Below are 20,684 nucleotides of genomic sequence, written 5' to 3' on the forward strand. Positions count from 1 at the left end.
TAAATTTTGCAGGATAATTTTTGTGAAATTATCAGGAATTTTAATCAAATGTTTTATAATCCTAACGAATGCTTATCTTTGCACTTTCTAAATTAGAACCTATTTATGTCAACAAATAATAGAAGATTTCCAGCAGAATGGGAAAAACAGCAAGGAATTGTATTGTGTTTTCCGCACAATGGTAACGACTGGCCAGGAAAATACGAAGCTGTTCAATGGGCTTTTGTAGAGTTTATAAAAAAAGTAGCCACTTTTGAAACTGTTTTTTTAGTTGTCGCCGACGAAAAACTGAAAGAAAAAGTTGCTGATATGCTTGAAAGAGCTCGTGTTAATCTTAAAAACGTTTCTTACATCATTCATAAAACCAATAGAAGCTGGATGCGTGACTCTGGACCAATTATTGTGAAAAATGGTTCGAAAAGAGAAGCTTTGAATTTCAATTTCAACGGTTGGGCAAAATATAAAAACTATCAATTAGACAAATTCGTTCCAGGTAAAGTAGCTGATTTTATTGATGTTCCGTTAACTCAGGTAATGTACAAAGGAAAACCAGTAATTGTTGAAGGTGGAGCAATTGATGTAAACGGAAAAGGTACTTTATTGACTTCTGAAGAATGCTTGATGCACCCAACAATTCAGGTTCGTAACGCTGGTTTTACAAAAGAAGATTACGAAGCAGTTTTTAAAGAATATCTCGGAGTTACAAACGTAATCTGGCTTGGAGACGGAATTGAAGGAGACGACACTCACGGACATATTGATGATTTATGCCGATTTGTAAATGAAGATACGATTGTAACGATTGTAGAAACAGATAAAAACGATTCAAACTACAAACCTTTACAGGATAATTTGAAACGTCTTCAAAACGCAAAATTAGAAAACGGAAAATCTCCTGTGATTGTAGCATTGCCAATGCCAAAACGCGTAGATTTCGAAGACTTAAGATTGCCGGCAAGTTATGCTAATTTCTTGATTTTGAATAATTGCGTTTTAGTGCCGACTTTTAATGATAGTAATGATCGTGTTGCTTTAAATATCTTGGCAGAATGTTTTCCAGACAGAGAAGTAATTGGTATTAGCTGTATCGATTTTATCTGGGGATTCGGAACTTTGCATTGTTTAAGTCAGCAGATTCCTGCATAAAAATAGTAGTTACAGATTATAAAATAATCGTTTTGATTTTTTAAATCTGTGATAAAATGATCAGATATACAGAGACTTTCTTATATTATTTGAGCTGTCACCAAAAGTGGCAGCTTTTTTTTGTTGTATATTTAACAGATAGATTTGCCGTGTGTCCCAACATCCTTCTTATATTCGTATGTTCAATAATGCAGAAATGCAGATTTAATTTTATATGAAGAAAATATTTTTTATCCTTTCCGTGCTTTCTTCCGGAGCTCTTTTTTCGCAGTCTAATTCACAAAAAAATGAACTTACATTTGCGACCTACAATGTAAGTATGGAATCTGATAACTATTCGCCAAAAGGGGCAATGGGAAAATCGGAGCAAATATTGATTTATCAGCTTAATTCAGGGCATAATACTCAAATTAGAAATATTGCGCAGATTATTCAGACCGTTAGGCCAGACGTTATTCTTTTGAACGAATTTGATTATATTAAAGACCCTGAACTTGGTATAAAGGCGTTTATAAAAAATTATTTGAATGTGAGCCAAGGCGGAGCTACGGCGATCGATTATCCTTACTTTTATTATTCAACAGTGAATACTGGCCAGCCAAGCCCTTATGATTTGAACAATGATGGAAAGTTGGATAATTTTGGAAATGACGCATGGGCGTTTGGTTTGTATCCTGGACAATATGGGATGATGCTTTTGTCTAAATATCCTATTGATGTTAATGCGGTTCGCACTTTTCAACATTTTAAATGGAAAGATATGCCAGGAGCATTGCTTACGAAAAAAGCAGATGGAACGGATTGGTATAGCAAGAAAGCATGGAAGGAATTTCCATTATCTTCAAAATCTCACTGGGATGTTCCTGTGCAGATTGGTAATGAAACAGTTCATGTTTTAGTCAGCCATCCAACTCCTCCTACTTTTGATGGTGCTGAAGATCGTAACGGTAAGAGAAATCATGATGAAATCCGATTCTGGAAAGACTATATTTCAGACAATTCGGCTTCGTATATTTATGATGATAAAGGCGTTAAAGGTGGTTTGTCTCCAAATTCTCGCTTTGTCATCATGGGTGATCAAAACGCTTCGCCAGTTGAAGGAGATGCTATGAGGGAAGGTATAAAATCCTTAATAGAAAGTCCTAAAATTAATAGCGATTTTACGCCTGCTAGTAAAGGCGGCGCTGAATTTAGTCCTAAAAATCCTTTTGGAATTAATCATACTGCCTTTTGGAGAATGCGCGCTGATTATGTATTGCCGTCTAGACTTGGGTTTAAGTTTGTCAACAGCGGTGTGTTTTGGCCTGCAAAAGGTGAGCCTATGTCAGGATTAGTTGAAAAACGCGAATCAAGTTCTGATCATCGTTTGGTTTGGGTAAAGGTAATTTTGGAATAAATAACTTTTTCTTTCAATTTTTAGAGAAAAATATAGAATATAAAAAAACCTTGGCAATAACCAAGGTTTTTATTTTCTATATCTCTTCAGACTGATCTGCTCTTCATTGTCTAGTAAAAGGAGGTAATAACTGGCTTGAAACTTCTCCAAAACCAATTCTTACTTCGTTATTTTCACAGAAACCGCGAATAATTACAGTGTCATTATCTTCAATAAATTTACGTTCGCTTCCATCATTTAGCTTAAGCGGATTTTTTCCTCCCCAAGTTAATTCTAGCATAGAGCCAAAACTATCAGGAGTTGGACCAGAAATAGTTCCAGAACCCATCATGTCGCCAGAATTTACACGGCATCCGTTTGAGGTATGGTGTGTCAATTGCTGAGCCATTGACCAGTACATATACTTAAAGTTAGATCTTGAAATCACAGTTTCTTCTTGATCTTCAGGTTGTAAAGAAACTTCTAAATGAATATCAAAAGCTTTTTTACCTTTTGTCTGTAAATATGGAAGAGGTGATGGATCTTGTTTAGGGCCTTTAGTTCTAAAAGGTTCCAAAGCATCCATAGTGACAATCCAAGGCGAAATTGAAGTAGCGAAGTTTTTAGCTAAAAATGGCCCAAGAGGTACATATTCCCATTTCTGCATATCGCGCGCACTCCAGTCATTTAGTAAAACCATTCCGAAAATATAGTCTTCAGCTTCATAAGTTGAAATATTTTCGCCCATTACATTCACATCTGTCGTGATAAAAGCAGTTTCTAATTCGAAATCTACTAAACGCGAAGCTCCAAAAACAGGCGTGTCATGACCAGCAGGCAAAGTTTGTCCCATTGGTCGGTGAACCGGAATTCCAGATGGCACAATTGTAGAACTTCTTCCGTGATATCCAACTGGAATATGAAGCCAGTTTGGCAATAAAGCATTTTCTGGATCGCGGAACATTTTTCCTACGTTAGTAGCATGCTCTCTACTTGAATAAAAATCAGTATAATCACCAATTAAAACTGGCAATTGCATTTCTACGTCTTCGATCTTAAATATAACAATATCGCGATGTTTTGTTGAATCTCTTAACTGCGGATTGGTCTCGTCGAAAATCTCAGCGATGCGATTTCGAACCAAACGCCATGTTTTTTTTCCGTCAGAAATAAAATCATTTAGCGTATCCTGCATAAACATATCATCGGTTAATTCTATTCCTTCAAAATAGTTTAATTGCTGCAAAGCCCCTAAATCTATGGCATAATCGCCAATTCTTGTTCCTACAGTAACGACATTTTCTTTGGTAAGAAATACACCGAAAGGAATATTCTGAATAGGGAAGTCGCTATTTTGTGGCACTTCTAACCATGATTTTCTACTGGTATCGTTGGCGGTTATTGGCATGTCTAATGTTAATTGTTTGTTGAAAAATTACATGTCAAATATATCATAATCTAGCTGTTTGGCAAACGTTTTTTTGTATTTTTGCGTGAAATTAACGAAAAACAAAAAAATGCAACGCGACGAACAAATTTTTGATCTTATCCAAGAGGAGAAAGAAAGACAAATTCACGGATTAGAGCTTATTGCTTCAGAGAATTTTGTAAGTGATGAAGTAATGGCAGCAGCAGGGTCTGTTTTAACTAATAAATATGCAGAGGGGTACCCTGGCAAAAGATACTACGGAGGTTGCGAAGTAGTTGATGTTATTGAGCAGATTGCTATTGACAGAGCTAAAGAATTATTTGGAGCTGAATATGCAAACGTACAGCCTCACTCAGGTTCTCAGGCAAATACATCTGTTTACCATGCTTGTTTAAATCCTGGTGATACTATTTTAGGTTTCGATTTATCTCACGGAGGTCACTTAACTCACGGTTCTCCAGTAAACTTCTCAGGACGTTTGTATCGTCCAGTATTCTACGGTGTAGATGCTGAAACTGGTCGTTTAGATTATGATAAAATTCAAGAAATTGCAACTAAAGAACAGCCAAAATTAATCATCGCTGGAGCTTCTGCTTATTCTCGTGACATGGATTTTGCTCGTTTCAGACAAATTGCTGACAGCGTAGGAGCAATCTTATTTGCTGATATTTCTCACCCAGCTGGTCTTATTGCAAAAGGATTAATGAACGATCCAATTCCACATTGCCATATTGTTTCTACAACAACTCATAAAACATTAAGAGGACCACGTGGAGGTCTTATTTTAATGGGGAAAGATTTCCCAAATCCACAAGGATTAACTACTCCAAAAGGAGAAATCAGAATGATGTCTTCATTATTAGACTTAGCTGTTTTCCCAGGAAACCAAGGAGGGCCTTTAATGCACATTATCGCTGCTAAAGCGGTTGCTTTTGGAGAAGCATTAAAAGATGATTTCTTTACTTATGCAATGCAATTAAAGAAAAATGCAAATGCAATGGCTGATGCTTTCGTAAAAAGAGGTTACAACATTATCTCTGGCGGAACTGATAACCACATGATGCTTATTGATTTAAGAAATAAAGGTATTTCTGGTAAAGAAGCTGAAAATGCATTAGTAAAAGCTGAAATTACAGTAAACAAAAACATGGTTCCTTTTGACGATAAATCTCCATTTATCACTTCTGGAATCCGTGTTGGAACAGCTGCAATCACAACTCGTGGTTTAGTTGAAAAAGATATGGAAACTATTGTAGCGCTTATCGATAAAGTTTTATCTAACCATACAGATGAAGCTGTTATAGAAGAAGTTGCTGAACAAGTAAACGATATGATGAGCGAAAGACCGATTTTTGCGTATTAATTAGTTTAAAGTTTAAGGTTTCAAGTTTAAAGTTTTGTAATGCGTGAATAAGCGCATTATGAAACTTTAAACTTTTTTCGTTTAGAAATAAACTTGAAACCTGAAACAAAATAAACCTGAAACAAATTAAAAGACATGGGCGTATTAAGATTACAATTGCCAACCGACCCAAGATGGGTAAATATTGTTGAGAAAAACATCGAAGAAATCTTAACAGATCACGCTTGGTGCGAGCAGAAAGCAGCAACAAATGCGATTACAATTATTACAAACAATCCAGAACATCAGGATTTAGTTCAAGATTTATTGGCTTTAGTAAAAGAAGAAGTAGATCATTTTGAGCAAGTGCATAATATCATCATCAAAAGAGGACTAAAATTAGGACGCGAGCGCAAAGATGAATATGTAAACGAACTATATCAATACATGAAAAGAAGCGGAGATGGAAGCCGTGTTTCTGGTCTTGTAGAAAGACTTCTTTTCTCGGCAATGATTGAAGCTAGAAGCTGCGAACGTTTTAAAGTGCTTTCAGAAAATATTCAAGACGAAGAATTGGCGGTTTTTTATAGAGAATTAATGGAAAGCGAAGCAGGACATTACACCACTTTCATTACTTATGCTCGTAAATACGGAGTTGGAATTGATGTTGAAAAACGTTGGAGAGAATGGTTAGAATTTGAAGAATCTATCATTACCAATTACGGAAAAAACGAAACTATTCACGGGTAGCTTTTTTAGTGTTCAGTTGCGACCGCAGTTTTTGATTTTTTTCTTTGTAAAACTTTGTGAATCTTTGTGAAATTCTAAAAAAAATCCGTTTTAATCAGCGTTTTCGCGATAGCGAATCAGTTTAATCCGCGTTACAATTTATGCGTTTAGATTTAATCTAAAATCTACAATCTAAATTCTAAAATTCCTTACATTTGAGAGTAACCAAAATCTCGAACTATGAGAATAGAAATGGACCTAAAATTAGGCTTTAAAGACGTAATGTTTAGACCTAAAAGATCAACGCTCAAAAGCAGATCTGAAGTTTCCTTAGAACAAAATTTCAAGTTTTTACACAGTACTGCAAATTGGACAGGAATCCCGATTATGGCCGCTAATATGGATACTGTGGGAACTTTTGAAACAGCAAAGGTTTTGGCAAAAGAAAAGCTTTTTACAGCTATTCATAAACATTACACTTTAGAAGAGTGGAATAATTTCTTAAAAAATGTAGCTCCAGATTTCTATGATTATATTGCCGTAAGTACAGGAACTGGAAAGGAAGATTTTGACAAAATTGAAAAAGTAATAACTGCAAACCCGTCATTGAAATTTATCTGTATTGATGTTGCCAACGGTTACTCTGAGCATTTTGTGCAGTTTTTAAAGAAAACCCGAAAACAATATCCTGATAAAATCATTATTGCAGGAAACGTGGTTACAGGAGAAATGACTGAAGAACTTTTGTTAGCAGGAGCTGATATTGTAAAAGTCGGAATTGGACCTGGTTCTGTATGTACAACTCGAGTAAAAACTGGCGTAGGTTATCCGCAATTATCGGCTATTATCGAATGTGCGGATGCAGCTCACGGTTTAGGCGGGCATATTATAAGCGATGGCGGTTGTACAACTCCAGGTGATGTAGCAAAAGCTTTTGGCGCTGGAGCCGATTTTGTAATGTTGGGAGGAATGCTCGCAGGACATACAGAAAGCGGCGGTGAATTAATCGAAGTAAAAGGCGAAAAATTCAAACAATTTTACGGGATGAGTTCAAAAACTGCAATGGACAAACATTCTGGAGGCGTTGCAGAATACAGAGCAAGTGAAGGAAAAACAGTTCAAGTCCCGTTTAAAGGAGATGTGATTCACACTGTTTTAGATATTTTAGGCGGAATTAGAAGCACTTGCACTTATGTTGGCGCTTCAAGATTAAAAGAATTGACTAAACGAACAACTTTCATCCGCGTAAGCGAGCAGGAAAATCAAATTTTTACAAAATAAAATACACTTCAAAATACATCATGATTAGCATTTCAGAAGCAGGGTTAGGTGATATCACTACAATTCAGAAAATTACAAACATCACTTGGCCGATTACCTACGGTGAAATTTTATCTCAATCGCAGTTAGACTATATGTTAGGCTTGTTTTATTCTAATGAGGCTCTGGCAAAGCAAATTGAGAATAAAGAGCAATTATTCTATCTTATTCTAGATTCAGAATCTACAATCGGCTTTATCGGAATTGAGCATCATTATAAAAATGAAGCCATTACGAAAATTCATAAAATCTACTTGTTGCCAGAAACACAAGGAAAGGGATATGGAAAAAAAGTGTTTGATTTTATAGAAAGACTGGCTTTAGAAAACAATTCAAAACAATTATCATTGAACGTAAATCGATTTAATTCAGCATTAGATTTTTATAAAAAAATAGGTTTTGAAATTAAAGAAACCGTTGATATAGAAATTGGAAATGGGTATTTGATGGAGGATTATGTGATGGGGAAGGAAATCTAAAACAGCATTTTTGTCATCCTGAGGAACGAAGGATCACACTCGGGATTCGACAAAGATTGGCGATATACTTTACGAAATATTAGTGTGATCCTTCGTTCCTCAGGATGACAAACTGTGAGTTTTTTGTTTGATTAACTCACAACAATATCATGCATAAACAATAAGCCTTTCACTTCCTTCAAAGAAAAAACAGCTTTCTTCAGTTTAGTTTTAGAAGGATCGATTGTATAATTATAACTCGTTTTAAAATCGGCTTTATTAGCAATAGCTTTATTGAATTCTGAACGATATAAGTCGCAATTATCGAAAATTACGCTTGTTAAATCTGCGGCCATAAAATCTACTGCAATCAAACTGCAATTGGTAAACGGAGTTCCTTTTAGTTTTAAAGTATAAAACTTAGAAAAATCAAGGATGCAATCATTAAAATGAACTTCAAAAATTAGTTTATCGCACATAGCAAAATTTACTTCTTTAATTTCGCATCGATTAAAAGTAACGGTTCTCAATGCCACATAATTGATTTTTGCTTCGCTGAAAATACAGTCATTAAAAACACAATCAATAAAAGTAACGGCTAGAAAAGTGCAGGCAGAAAAATTACAATTGTTAAAAACGCAAGATTCAAAGTCCTTAAAATTCAGATCATCTTTAGCGTAAACAATTGTATTGTACTCTTTATCAAGAAAATATTCGCTTTCTTTTTTCAACCTTTTTTTATAATTATTTGAAGGTGAAAAGGTAATAATTTACGATAAAATAATGGGAACAAATTATAAATGATTTTGATTTCATTCACATTTTTAATGCATAAAATGCTGTAGCTTTACACTTATTTTTTAAGTCAAAACATATTAATTTTATTATATGGAACCAACAAGAAAAGAACATGATTTTCTGGGAGAATTAGAAATTCCTAATCATTTATACTACGGAATCCAGACTTTTAGAGCGGTAGAAAACTTTAATATCACAGGAATTCCGATTTCAAAAGAACCTTTATTTATCAAAGCTTTAGGATATGTAAAAAAGGCGGCGGCTTTAGCTAATAAAGACTGCGGCGCAATTGATTCTAAAATCGCCGAAGCAATCTGTTACGGAAGTGATCAGGTTATTGCTGGTAAATTTGATCAGGAGTTTGTGAGCGATTTAATTCAAGGTGGAGCGGGAACTTCTGTAAACATGAATGCAAACGAAGTTATTGCTAATATTGGTTTGGAATATTTAGGTCATAAAAAAGGCGAATACAATTTTCTTCATCCAAACAATCACGTAAACTGTTCTCAGTCAACAAACGATGCTTATCCATCGGCTTTTAGAATTGCTTTGTATTTGAAAATGGAAAGCTTTATTAAAACTTTTGCTGGTTTAGAAGTCGCTTTTGCTAAAAAAGGAGAGGAGTTCAAAGAAGTCCTGAAAATGGGAAGAACGCAATTGCAAGACGCGGTTCCAATGACTTTGGGACAGGAATTTAAAGCTTATGCCACAACAATTGGAGAAGATATTCAACGTTTAAAAAATGCTCAGGAATTGCTGTTAGAAATCAATATGGGAGCAACAGCCATTGGAACAAAAGTAAATGCTCCAGAAGGATATCCGGAAATTTGTGTAAAATATCTAGCAGATGAGGTTGGAATTCCGCTAACGCTTTCACCAGATTTAATCGAGGCAACGGTTGATACAGGAGCTTATGTCCAGATTATGGGAACTTTAAAACGTTCTGCGGTTAAGATTTCTAAAATCTGTAATGATTTACGTTTATTAAGTTCTGGACCAAGAACAGGTTTTAATGAAATCAATCTTCCGGCGCGTCAGCCTGGTTCATCTATTATGCCAGGGAAAGTAAATCCGGTAATTCCGGAAGTGGTAAATCAGACCTGCTTTTATGTGATTGGTCAGGATTTAACGGTTACAATGGCTGCAGAAGCTGGACAATTGCAATTGAATGTAATGGAACCTGTTATTGCTTTTGCTATGTTTACTTCATTGGATTATCTTTCAAATGCTATTCAGACTTTAATCGATAAATGTATTAACGGAATCACGGCAAATGTGGATCACTGTTATAATATGGTCATGAACAGCATCGGAATTGTAACGCAATTGAATCCAATTTTAGGATATGAAGAAAGTGCGAGTATAGCAGGCGAGGCTTTAAAAACAGGTAAAAGCGTCCATCAGATTGCAGTTTTAGAAAGAAAATTAATTACTCAGGAAAAGTGGGACGAAATTTATTCTTTAGAAAACTTAATTCACCCAAAGTTTATAACGAAGTAACATTTGGATAATATATCAAAGCCGTCAAATATTTTTTGACGGCTTTTTTTGTTAAAATATTTTAAACTTATTCGGTTTTAATGTTTAACATGTTGAAAATAAGACTTATATTTACAATGAGATTGTAATCTTATTTCTAAAACCAAACGTTGTAAATGGTGATTTTTTTTGAAAATAAAGCCGTTCAGTACAAGTATAAAATCTTAGGATTATTACTCTTTATTTCCTTTAATTTATTTGCTCAAGAAGAGAATCAAAATCCCGAAAATCAAAATCCAAAAATTTGCCCTCCTAAAACAATATTAGAAATCTTCAAAAAAAAGGATTCTGTTTATGTTGTTAAACCCATAAAAAATAGCTTTTTCTTGATTATTCCCGCGATAGGTTCCCAGCCAGCAACAGGTTTCTTTTATGGTGCTGTGGCGCAATATACTTTTAAAGGAAAAGAAGCAGCCGATAAATATTCAATAGCAAATGTTGGAATAACGTATACCACAAAAAAACAATGGCTGGTAAATGTCAAGAATAATATTTTGCTCAAAAACAACAAGATATTCTTGAGTGGAGATTACCGCTTGTATATTTTTTCGCAACCCAATTATGGTTTAGGAACAAATATTATTCCGCCTCGTCGTGAACAAGATGCAGGTTTCAGCATTGATTCTATTGCTGAACCAATGGATTACAATTACTTTAAATTTCATCAGTCGGTTTCCTTTCAAGTTCGCCCAAATTTTTATGTTGGAGGAGGTCTAAATATCGATTGGTATTCGAGTATTGTCGATAAAGAACTTGATGTTGCAAATGGAAAACTTACTTATCATTATAATTATAATCAAAAATATGGATTCGATGAATCAGAATATTTTTTAAACGGTGTGAGTCTTAATTTGGTTTATGATTCTAGAGATAATCAAGTAAATGCAACACATGGATGGTTTGCAAATATAAATTACCGTTTTAACCCAGAAATATTTGACAATCAGGAAGTAAGTAATGTTTTGTATGCCGAATACCGAAATTTTATTCCAGTTTCGCAAAAAGATAAACGATACATTTTAGCACTTTGGACTTACGGACAGTTTGTGACCAAAGGAAAAGTTCCGTATTTGAATTTACCTGCAATTGGCTGGGATCAGCGCAGTCGAAGCGGAGAAGGATATACGCAGGGATTATTTAGAGGTACAAATTTGGTTTATTTGGCAAGCGAATTTAGATTTCCAATAACCTGCAATCAGATGCTGAGTGGTACCGTTTTTACAAATTTTGTAACCACAAGCAATCCAGATACTAATACCAAGCTTTTTGAATATGTACAGCCAGCCTTTGGTTTCGGCCTTCGTGTTTTAATCGATAAAGCAACAAGAACCAATCTTATTGCAGATTATGCTTGGGGTAATAATTCTAAAGGATTTTATTTGAATGCTGGAGAGACTTTTTAATTTGTAAGTTTTTGTTTTTTAAATAGTTGGTTTTCTGTTTTTAAGTTTTTTCTTTCTAAAGTAGTCCGTTTATAAAAAGGAAAAGAGTAAATTTGATAATCCATTTAACAATCAAAAACCAAAGTTTATGAAAAAGTACAGTTTATTATTAGTAGTATTTCTGTCGGTGATAGGAATGCGGGCTCAGGACGCGAGGTCATTTTCGCTAAATTTATATGGAGGTTATAATTTTTCTGATAATCTTGATTATGATGGCTACACTGCAACAGTTGAAGATAGCTTTCAGTGCGGAGCAGGATTCGAGTATTTCTTCACAACAAACAACTCGGTAGAACTAAAGTATTTAAGAGCAGATACGAAAATGCCATTTTATGGTCCGCTTGGAAATCAACTTAATGCTGGTGATGACAAGGGAGCATTAAATTACATTCTTTTAGGTTACACTTATTATTTTGATACAGGATCTAATCTTTTGCCTTATTTAGGTGCCGGAGCTGGGGTAGGAATTATTGAGACGCCACAGAGTGGTAATGGAACTTATTTTGCATGGGACATAAAGGGAGGTGTAAAAATCAAAACAGCTTCTACGGTTTCGGTAAATATTAACGCTTATCTTGAGTCAATGTCTGCTGCTGTTGGGAATAGTTATTATTGGACATATTGGGGTCCTGTAGGAGTTGAAGACTACGTTTCTACATTTCAGTTTGGTCTAGGTGCAACATTGAGTTTTAATTTCAAAAATTAAAAAATAAAAGTTTAACTCTAAAATAATATTAAAAGCAGACGATACGGTCTGCTTTTTTTATGTTCACAATAAAATCATAATTTGTAAAGTTGTTTAAAATTATTTTAAATAGTATTCTTATTTTTGTTGTATATACAAACTTCTTAATATGAAATTACTGATAGTCGAAGACGAGCCAAATCTATTATCGATATTACGAAAAGGTTTTGCAGAAAATAATAATGAAGTAAGCGTAGCTATGGATGGTAAGACGGCCATGGAAATGATTCATAATTATACCTTCGATGTGGTAATTTTAGACGTAATGCTTCCTGATGTCAACGGAATTGAAATCTGCAGAAGACTTCGTGCGGCAAAAAACTTCGTGCCAATTTTACTTTTAACGGCTCTTGGAACTTCAGAAAACATTGTAACCGGACTTAATTCTGGTGCCGATGATTATTTGGTTAAACCTTTTAAATTTGGCGAATTAGATGCCAGAGTAAATGCTTTATACAGAAGATCACAGCAGGAAACAGAGAAAATAGACACTATCACAATTGCTGATTTAGAAATAAACGGACGTGCCAAAACCGTTAAAAGAGATGGAGAAAACATTGTTTTAACTGCCAAAGAATTTAAGCTTTTATATTATTTGGCTAAAAATACGGGACGTATCGTTTCGCGCGATCAGATTTTAGACAATGTTTGGGATATCAATTTTGATATGAATACCAATGTGGTCGATGTATATATTACCTATTTAAGAAGAAAGATAGACAAGCCTTTTTCAACCAAACTGATTCACACCATGAAAGGTTTGGGTTATGTAATAAAACCATAATATGGATATTAGGAAAAAAATCACTTTCAATTATGTTGCTCTTTCTACCTTTAGTACATTGCTATTGTGTATCATCGTGTTTTTCTTGTTCAGAGAAAACAATCGTTACCACTTTTTAAAGCGTTTAGATGACAGGGCAAAAATTGTAGCTTCAATACATTTTCAAAAAGATCCAGAGAAAATTAAATATTATAAAAATCTTCAAAAAAATGGTCTTGAAGAATTGATTGAAGAAGAAGAGTATGTGCTCAAAATAAATAGTCACAATAGTTTTGATTACAATACGAACCTAAACCTGCCGAATACTTTTTATACTAATATTTTAAGTACAGGAAAAGACTCTTACGAAAAAGATAATAAGTATTATTTAGGACAGATTTTTCAAGAAAACAATCAAAAATATATTGTAATTGTTGGTGCAAGAGACCGCAAAGGAAAAGACACAACGGTTTATATTGTCAAAATCATGCTTTTTGGCGGAATCGGATTTGTGATTCTAGCTTTTCTTTTAGGTCGATATTTAGCAAAACGTGTTATTAATCCCGTAGCAAGAATTACAAAAGAAGTAAAAAGAATCAGTGCTTCTAATTTGCACAATCGCCTTCCCGAAGTTAAAAACTCTGATGAAATATCAGATTTAACCAATACGTTCAATAATATGTTGGATCGATTGGAAACTTCTTTTGAGATTCAGGCAAACTTTATTAACAATGCTTCTCACGAGCTAAAAACGCCAATTACAACCATTATTGCCGAATCTGAGATTATGTTATTAAAAGAAAGAGAAAAGCATGAGTATGTAGAATCTCTGCAAAATATATACAGTCAAGCTTCAAGATTAGGAAACTTGACAGAAAGTCTTCTTAAATTGACGCAGACAGGATATGACGGACAAAAACAAGTCTCGGATATTGCACGCATGGACGAATTGTTATTGGATGTAAAATCAGATTTAGATAAAATTTATCCTGATAACCGCGTAAGCATTAAACTGAATTTTGCTCCAGAAGATTCTAATCTATTATTGTTGCCATGTAACAAACCGCTTTTAGAATTGGCAATCAATAATATTATAACAAACGGAGTAAAGTATTCGGATAACAACGAAGTCTTTGTAAATCTTACGGCCAATAAAGAAATGATCAAAATTGCGATCAATGATATTGGAATCGGAATTCCGCCAGAAGATATCCCGCATTTATACGAACCTTTCTTTAGAGGTAAAATCGCTGCTAAATACATTGGATATGGTTTAGGATTGCCTTTGGCTTCTAAAATCATTAGAATGCATGATGGGGAACTTCAAGTGCAATCGGAACAAAACAAAGGAACAATCGTTACGATCATCTTCAAAAAAGGCAACATTAAAAAATCTAATGTTTAATTTTAGAAAATTCTAATTTTAGATTAATAACGGTCTAATTTGCCGAGAGTTATTTTGTAGGTATAAACTAAAAGAATATACTTATGAAAAATTTTCTTATACCTACAACTTTAAAGGATGATACTATTTCGGCTGTTAAATCTGCGGTAAATCAGTCTAAGAATACTGAATCGGAAATTATTTTAGTATTAGTTTCAGAAGCTCCTGATACGTTTTCTTCATCTGGTTTTTTAAGAGAAATGAAGTCTGGACTTACCAAAAGTCAGGAAGAAGTTCTGGAAACTTGCCGTTATATTATAGAACACACTTCAAATATTAAACTAAAAGTCCATAACCAATACGGACTTTCAGCACCAATTTTCAAACGTCTTATAGAAGCGTTTTCTGTAAAGCTTATTATTCTCACACATTCTTATAAGCAGGAAACCAAAAGAATTCATCAATATTTGGTGCAATTGGCAGGAAATCAAAAATGTCCAATTCTGCATTTAAGTACAGAGATTAATAAAGAGGTTTTCCATAAAGCATTGTATGTCGAAAATTCTAGTATGAACATTCATGTAAAAGATGTTCAAGATTTCTTGAGCGCCAATTTCTCTTTTGAGATTGTAAGTCAGACTGCCAGTTTTGATGATAACTACGAAAAAGTTGCTCCATTCTTATCAGAAGCCATTTCAAAACATAATATTGATATGCTGGTAGAAACTAGAAAAGGCGAAAAAATCAAATTTAAAAAAGCTAAAAAAGAAAATGTCAACGAAAAGCTAGGACTTCCAGTTCTTTCATTGTACGAAGAGATGGTTTGAGACTAAGGTTCTGAGATTCTGAGGTTCTAAGGTACTAAGTTTTTTAATTTTTAGCCTTAGGATCTCAGAACCTTAGCCCCTTAGCCCCTTAAAAATATTAATTTAAAACCGAAAATATGTTATTAAAGAAAAGAATACCAATGAAGTACGTTCTCGGGAAAATTAAAGTAGAAATTGTATTGGTATTAGCTTATACCATACTATTTGAAATTTTTCATCATTATTTCATCAATCTTCCTGTAGATATTCCAATTGCGATTCCAACTATGATTGGAACGATTATTTCCTTACTATTAGCTTTTAAGTCTAATCAGGCTTACGATAGATGGTGGGAAGCCAGAATAGTTTGGGGAGCTGTTGTAAACGATTCGAGAACCTTGATTCGTCAAGTTTTAACCTTTTACAATGATCCTGATTATTCGGTTGAAGCCAGTGAATTCAAAGAGAATTTTGCTAAAAGACAGATTGCTTGGTGTTATAGTTTAGGAGAATCGCTTAGAAAAAGAGATGCCATAAAACCGCTTGAAGGTTTAATTAGCGAAGAAGAAATCAAATACATCAAAAATCATCAAAACGTTCCGAATGCCATTTTGATGCTTCATGCTAGAGATTTGAGAGCTGCTAAAAACGAAAAGAAAATCAATATGTATCAGCAGGTCGAAATAGATAATACTTTGTCAAGATTATGTGATGAAATGGGAAAATGTGAAAGAATTAAAAACACGATTTTTCCAACAACATACAGTATGTACATCAGATTAACGTTGTGTTTGTTCATTTTTGTATTGCCTTTCGGATTAACAAGCGTTTTGAGCTGGTTTGCAATTCCGTTGATTACGGCAATTGGTGCTGCTTTCTTTTTAATCGAAAGAATGGCGATTCATTTGCAAGATCCGTTTGAAAACCGGCCAACAGATACTCCGGTTACGGCAATTGCAAATACAATTGAAAAAAATATCAAGCAAATGCTGAACGAATATCAAAGTGAATTTGATATCCTGAAAGAATTTGAATTAAATGACGAACCTAAGAAAGTCGAGAAAGACGCTTATTTTGTCTTATAACTATTTAATTTTGGTCTTCTTTTAATTGTTGGCTGGACAGTGTGTAGTTGCGCTGTCCAGTTTTTTGTTTTAAATGAGAATTGCTCGAAAAGATATTAAATATAGCCAGCGGTTTCAACCGCTGGAACGCAAAGAATATCAAATCTTGCTGTGTGTCCCCGTGGTTGAAACCACGGGCTATGTTAATTTGATGAAGGGTAGAATATTTATAATTGCTTCGCCAGCCTTCCCAACGTCTGAATAGCAGTCCTCAATTCATTAGACCAAGGCAATCCAAAACTCAATCGCATGCAATTTGAAAATTGGTTTTGAAACGAGAAAATTCTTCCAGGAGCAATACTAATATTATGTTTTAGCGCTAAATGATAAAAGGCAGCCGTATCAATTTTTTTATCCAATTCTACCCAAAGAAAAAATCCGCCTTGGGGTTGACTCACTTTGGTTCCCGCTGGGAAAGATTCTAAAACGGTATTGATGTAATTGGTGCAGTTTCGGTTCAGAATCTGACGAATTTTTCTCAGATGGTTTTCATAACGGCCGTTTTTTAGAAAATCTCCAACGACTTCGTGTGTAATAGTTGAATTAGAGATCGTATGGTACAATTTGGTTCTCAGAACTTCTTTTTTAAACTTCCCAGGAGAAACCCAACCCACGCGATAGCCTGGCGCTAGACTTTTAGAAACCGAACTGCAGCATAAAACAATACCGCTTTCATCATACGTTTTGCAGTTTGTTGGACGGCTTGCGCCAAAATACAAATCGCCGTGAATATCATCTTCAATTAAAGGAACATTATAGAAATCCATTAAACGGACGATTTCCTTTTTATGTTCGTTTGGTAGCATACTTCCTGACGGATTACTGAAATTACTCATCAAAACACAAGCTTTTACTTTATTCGTAGAAAGTGTTTTTTTGACCGCTTCCAATTCGATTCCTGTCGTCATATTGGTAGGAAGTTCCATTACGTACAAACCCAATGATCTCGCCAATTGCAGAATTCCAAAGTAAACAGGACTTTCTGTAATAATGGTGTCTCCCGGCTTAGTCAGCGTTAATAAACAATCTGAAATGGCCGAAATACAGCCAGGAGTGGTGATAATATCATCTTCAGTAAGAGAACCGCCCCAAGTAAACGACCAGCGCGCAATTTCTTTTCTTAAATTACTATTTCCTTCAATTTCCTCGTAACTCGTTCCGCTGTTTGGTAATTGGCGCATGGCTTGAACCATTCCTTTATTCAGTTTCGCAATCGGAAGCAATTCATTGGACGGAAAACCGAGCGAAAGCATCGTAATGTCTTTTTTGCGCATATCGCCATAAACCAAATCCACTAAATCTTCTCGTTCAATATTTTCAAGAGTTAAAAGCGGTGTGCTTGCCGATGGTTCCGGAATTGTTCTGGCCGAAATATTACTTACATAATAGCCTGATTGTGGTCTAGATTCGATCAAAGAACGGCTTTCGACTTCATAATATGCTTTACTGACCGTACTCATGCTGTAACCCGTTTCAGCACAAACTTCTCGTATAGAGGGTAGTTTGTCGCCTACATTTAAAAGCCCAGATTTGATCTGTTTTTCGATGAGGTCAGCAAATTGAAGATATAAATAATTCGAATTTTTCATTGTAAAAATAAAAACTGTTATGCTGCAATTTACAAAAACTGTATCTGTATTGCTGTTTAATTTTTTAGAAATTTGCTTCATCAAAAGAAAATAAATCCAAAAGCGAATTTTGTGAAAACAACAAAGTATTACGTAGCAGCAATTTCAGCCTTTATTACATGGGGGCTTTTTAGCTTAGTTTTAAAACCGATACATGATTATCCGTCATTAGATATTCTGTTTTTTCGTGTTTTTAGCTGTGGTATTTTAATGCTTTTGATTGCTTTTTTATTTAAAAGAAAACAAATAAGAGAAACCATTGATATTTTTAAAGCTTTGCCAAAATCAGAAAAAAGAAAATCAATTCTTTTGAATATTGGCGGAAGCGCATTTTTGATGGCCAATTGGTTTACATTCATTTATGTAGTAAATCATATCAGCGTAAAAGCCGCTTCTTTGGCTTATCTTGTTTGCCCAATCCTGACTACATTATTAGCTTATTTTATACTAAACGAAAAACTGCTAAAAACGCAATGGCTTTCTGTAGGATTAAGCATTTCGGGATGTTTATTGCTTTCATATAGCGATATCATGGATATGTTTTTCAGTATTATTATAGGTCTGACTTATGCTGCTTATTTAGTAAGCCAGCGCGCCAATAGAGGTTTTGACAAGTTTATTGTTTTGACTTTTCATATCACATTGGCAGCATTGTTTTTATTACCGTTTTATCCGGTTTTTGGGGGACCGGTACCAACGGAATTTAAGTTTTATTTCTGCATTGAAACCATTGCAATTGTATTTACTATAATTCCGTTATTTCTCAATTTATATGCACTTTCAGGAATCAACTCTTCAACAGTTGGAATGTTATTAAACATTAATCCGATGATTGCATTTGGTTTGGCAGCCTTCTTTTTCAAAGAAAATATCACGCCTTTGCAGATTACAGCATACGGTATCATTTTTACCGCAGTGTTAGTTTTTAATTCGCATCATATTTTTGCCATAAAGCAAAAAATGACCTCAATATCCAAGGGTTCTTAATTCTTAGTTTTCATATTTTTTATTGGTTTAAAATCGAAAATTGTCAGAATCTTAACAGGATGTTTAAACAGGAATGAGTATATTTCATTCCTGTTTTTTTATGCGATAAAGCGTAAAAAGGATAGCCACGAATTCACGAATTATTTAATCTAATTTTTTTAAAATAATTCGTGAATTCGTGGCTATAAAAAACTAATACAAACCAAACCTTTTTGTAATGAAAAAGAACAGACTTCTAGATTTAGTCCGTGAAATTACCACTATTGATGATTCAGATTTTCAAATCATAGAAAACCTTTTTGAATCTGTTCACTGCGAAAAAGGAGAGCTGTTAGAAGTTGAAAACAAATCGATTAAATATCTCTATTTCATCAATTCTGGTTTTATTAGAATTTTTTATAACGAAGATGGAAATCAGATTACCACTCATATTAATTGCCCGTCTGGTTTTATTACTTCTTTCAATAGCTTTATAAACGGAACAATTTCAACGGATAACATAGAATGTATTACTTCTTGTGAAGTGCTGAGAATTACCAAAAACAATCTGGATGTTTTATGTCAGAAAAGCCAAAAATGGGCTGATTTTGCAAGAATTACTTATGAACAGTCTGTAATTTATAACGAACAGCGAACAAAAGATATTATCAATTTATCTGCTGAGGAACGTTATCTGAAATTACTTAAATATAATCCTGACCTTATTAAAAATGTTCCGCTTCAATATATTGCTTCTTTTATTGGAATAAAACCTGAAAGTTTAAGCCGAATCAGGAAAAAACTTATTTCCTAACATAGGTCAAGTAGATTGGTTTAGTTATTAATGAATTTTGCCTATCATTAATACTAAAGAAATGAAAACAATAAAAAACAAAACAGCACTGGTTACAGGTGCTTCATCTGGAATTGGAGAAGCTTTTGCTTGTGAATTGGCTAAACAAGGCGTAAATCTTATTTTAACTGCAAGATCAAAAGATAAATTAGATCTCTTAGCTGAAAAAATCACTGCAGCATATCAAGTTAAAGTAAACGTTTTTGAGGGCGACCTTATTAAAAAAGAAACGCCTCAAGAATTATATGATAACATAAAACAAGCAGGTTTATCTGTTGATTTACTAGTGAATAATGCTGGTTTTGGAAAATGGACCAATTTTCTTGATGAAACAATGCAAGATTACGAAGATATGGTAGAAATCAACATTAATGCTCTCGTTAAACTATCTTATTTGGTGCTCCCAGATATGTTAAAGAAAAAAGATTGTGGTATTATTAACGTAGCTTCAACAGGAGCATTACAGCCATGTCCATACGTTGCGACATATTGTGCCAGTAAATCTTTTGTTCTTAATTTTTCGGAAGCCTTATATGGAGAATACAATCATAAAGGCGTTACCATTACCGCACTTTGTCCAGGCAATACCACAACAGGTTTTCAGGCAGTTGCAAAGGCCAATACAAAAGGAATGGCAGCCGATACTCCAGAAACAGTTGCGAAACAGGGAATACAGGCTTTACTTAAAAATAAAAGTTTTAAAATCGTTGGAAGAACGAACTATGCACAATCTTTTTTGCCAAGATTCCTCCCTAGAAAAACTATGATAAAAGTAGTGAGCGGTATGATGAATAGTAAAGTAAATGGCTGATTTTTTTAGCTTTGGTTAGATTTATT

The 20,684-nt window shown here is 34.2% G+C and carries 19 protein-coding genes; 16 read left to right on the top strand and 3 right to left on the bottom strand.

The window, feature by feature from the left end; all coding sequences use genetic code 11:
- Window positions 1-105: 105 nt before the first annotated feature.
- Both DM397_RS07185 and DM397_RS07190 read left to right on the top strand, forming a co-directional pair.
- Complete coding sequence (locus tag DM397_RS07185) at window positions 106-1,146, top strand: agmatine deiminase family protein (RefSeq protein ID WP_111369672.1); 1,041 nt, start codon at window positions 106-108, stop codon at window positions 1,144-1,146.
- Window positions 1,147-1,360: 214 nt separating this feature from the next.
- The gene (locus DM397_RS07190; RefSeq protein ID WP_111376881.1) at window positions 1,361-2,542 is read left to right on the top strand and encodes an endonuclease/exonuclease/phosphatase family protein; all 1,182 of its coding nucleotides are present in this window, start codon (window positions 1,361-1,363) and stop codon (window positions 2,540-2,542) included.
- A 103-nt stretch (window positions 2,543-2,645) separates the two neighbouring features.
- Here the strand turns inward: DM397_RS07190 and fahA are convergent, their stop codons facing one another.
- Window positions 2,646-3,929, bottom strand: a complete 1,284-nt coding sequence (gene fahA, locus DM397_RS07195) for a fumarylacetoacetase (RefSeq protein ID WP_111376882.1) — start codon at window positions 3,927-3,929, stop codon at window positions 2,646-2,648.
- Between the two features lie 109 nt (window positions 3,930-4,038).
- On the opposite strand from fahA, the gene glyA reads away from it, so the two are divergent.
- From glyA to DM397_RS07215, 4 genes are all read left to right on the top strand, one after another.
- On the top strand, window positions 4,039-5,313 hold the full coding sequence (gene glyA, locus DM397_RS07200; protein WP_111376883.1) for a serine hydroxymethyltransferase: 1,275 nt from the start codon (window positions 4,039-4,041) through the stop codon (window positions 5,311-5,313).
- Between the two features lie 135 nt (window positions 5,314-5,448).
- Window positions 5,449-6,042 carry a tRNA-(ms[2]io[6]A)-hydroxylase gene (miaE, locus tag DM397_RS07205; RefSeq protein ID WP_111376884.1) on the top strand — a complete coding sequence of 198 codons (594 nt, stop codon included), beginning with the start codon at window positions 5,449-5,451 and terminating at the stop codon, window positions 6,040-6,042.
- Between the two features lie 219 nt (window positions 6,043-6,261).
- On the top strand, window positions 6,262-7,302 hold the full coding sequence (locus tag DM397_RS07210) for a GMP reductase (protein WP_111376885.1): 1,041 nt from the start codon (window positions 6,262-6,264) through the stop codon (window positions 7,300-7,302).
- A gap of 20 nt (window positions 7,303-7,322) precedes the next feature.
- Window positions 7,323-7,820, top strand: coding sequence for a GNAT family N-acetyltransferase (locus DM397_RS07215; protein ID WP_111376886.1), 498 nt, complete (start codon window positions 7,323-7,325; stop codon window positions 7,818-7,820).
- A 131-nt stretch (window positions 7,821-7,951) separates the two neighbouring features.
- Here the strand turns inward: DM397_RS07215 and DM397_RS07220 are convergent, their stop codons facing one another.
- Window positions 7,952-8,530 (bottom strand): pentapeptide repeat-containing protein, encoded by a 579-nt coding sequence (locus DM397_RS07220; protein ID WP_111376887.1) that lies wholly within the window; start codon window positions 8,528-8,530, stop codon window positions 7,952-7,954.
- Window positions 8,531-8,687: 157 nt separating this feature from the next.
- Between DM397_RS07220 and aspA the strand changes: the two genes are divergently transcribed.
- The 7 genes from aspA to DM397_RS07255 all read left to right on the top strand — a co-directional run bounded on the left by aspA (window position 8,688) and on the right by DM397_RS07255 (window position 16,361).
- On the top strand, window positions 8,688-10,097 hold the full coding sequence (aspA, locus tag DM397_RS07225; protein WP_111376888.1) for an aspartate ammonia-lyase: 1,410 nt from the start codon (window positions 8,688-8,690) through the stop codon (window positions 10,095-10,097).
- 155 nt (window positions 10,098-10,252) lie between these two features.
- Entirely contained in the window at window positions 10,253-11,539 is a 1,287-nt protein-coding gene (locus tag DM397_RS07230) for a BamA/TamA family outer membrane protein (RefSeq protein WP_111376889.1), read from the top strand.
- 127 nt (window positions 11,540-11,666) lie between these two features.
- Window positions 11,667-12,284 (top strand): outer membrane beta-barrel protein, encoded by a 618-nt coding sequence (locus tag DM397_RS07235; protein ID WP_111376890.1) that lies wholly within the window; start codon window positions 11,667-11,669, stop codon window positions 12,282-12,284.
- A 148-nt stretch (window positions 12,285-12,432) separates the two neighbouring features.
- Window positions 12,433-13,107, top strand: coding sequence for a response regulator transcription factor (locus DM397_RS07240; protein WP_111369662.1), 675 nt, complete (start codon window positions 12,433-12,435; stop codon window positions 13,105-13,107).
- A 1-nt stretch (window position 13,108) separates the two neighbouring features.
- Window positions 13,109-14,491 (top strand): HAMP domain-containing sensor histidine kinase, encoded by a 1,383-nt coding sequence (locus DM397_RS07245; protein ID WP_111376891.1) that lies wholly within the window; start codon window positions 13,109-13,111, stop codon window positions 14,489-14,491.
- An 83-nt stretch (window positions 14,492-14,574) separates the two neighbouring features.
- Entirely contained in the window at window positions 14,575-15,297 is a 723-nt protein-coding gene (locus tag DM397_RS07250) for an adenine nucleotide alpha hydrolase family protein (RefSeq protein ID WP_111376892.1), read from the top strand.
- Between the two features lie 116 nt (window positions 15,298-15,413).
- Window positions 15,414-16,361, top strand: a complete 948-nt coding sequence (locus DM397_RS07255) for a bestrophin family protein (RefSeq protein ID WP_111376893.1) — start codon at window positions 15,414-15,416, stop codon at window positions 16,359-16,361.
- A 206-nt stretch (window positions 16,362-16,567) separates the two neighbouring features.
- Here DM397_RS07255 and DM397_RS07260 read toward each other — a convergent pair whose 3' ends face one another.
- Complete coding sequence (locus DM397_RS07260; RefSeq protein ID WP_111376952.1) at window positions 16,568-17,989, bottom strand: aminotransferase-like domain-containing protein; 1,422 nt, start codon at window positions 17,987-17,989, stop codon at window positions 16,568-16,570.
- A gap of 111 nt (window positions 17,990-18,100) precedes the next feature.
- Here DM397_RS07260 and DM397_RS07265 point away from each other — a divergent pair, with 111 nt between their 5' ends.
- From DM397_RS07265 to DM397_RS07275, 3 genes are all read left to right on the top strand, one after another.
- On the top strand, window positions 18,101-19,015 hold the full coding sequence (locus DM397_RS07265) for an EamA family transporter (RefSeq protein ID WP_111376953.1): 915 nt from the start codon (window positions 18,101-18,103) through the stop codon (window positions 19,013-19,015).
- A 217-nt stretch (window positions 19,016-19,232) separates the two neighbouring features.
- A complete protein-coding gene (locus DM397_RS07270; RefSeq protein WP_111376894.1) occupies window positions 19,233-19,808 on the top strand; it encodes a Crp/Fnr family transcriptional regulator in 576 nt (191 codons plus the stop codon).
- Between the two features lie 61 nt (window positions 19,809-19,869).
- Complete coding sequence (locus tag DM397_RS07275) at window positions 19,870-20,658, top strand: SDR family NAD(P)-dependent oxidoreductase (protein WP_111376895.1); 789 nt, start codon at window positions 19,870-19,872, stop codon at window positions 20,656-20,658.
- Window positions 20,659-20,684 lie beyond the last annotated feature (26 nt).

This window comes from Flavobacterium nitrogenifigens (assembly GCF_003254565.1).
Lineage (GTDB): Bacteria > Bacteroidota > Bacteroidia > Flavobacteriales > Flavobacteriaceae > Flavobacterium > Flavobacterium nitrogenifigens.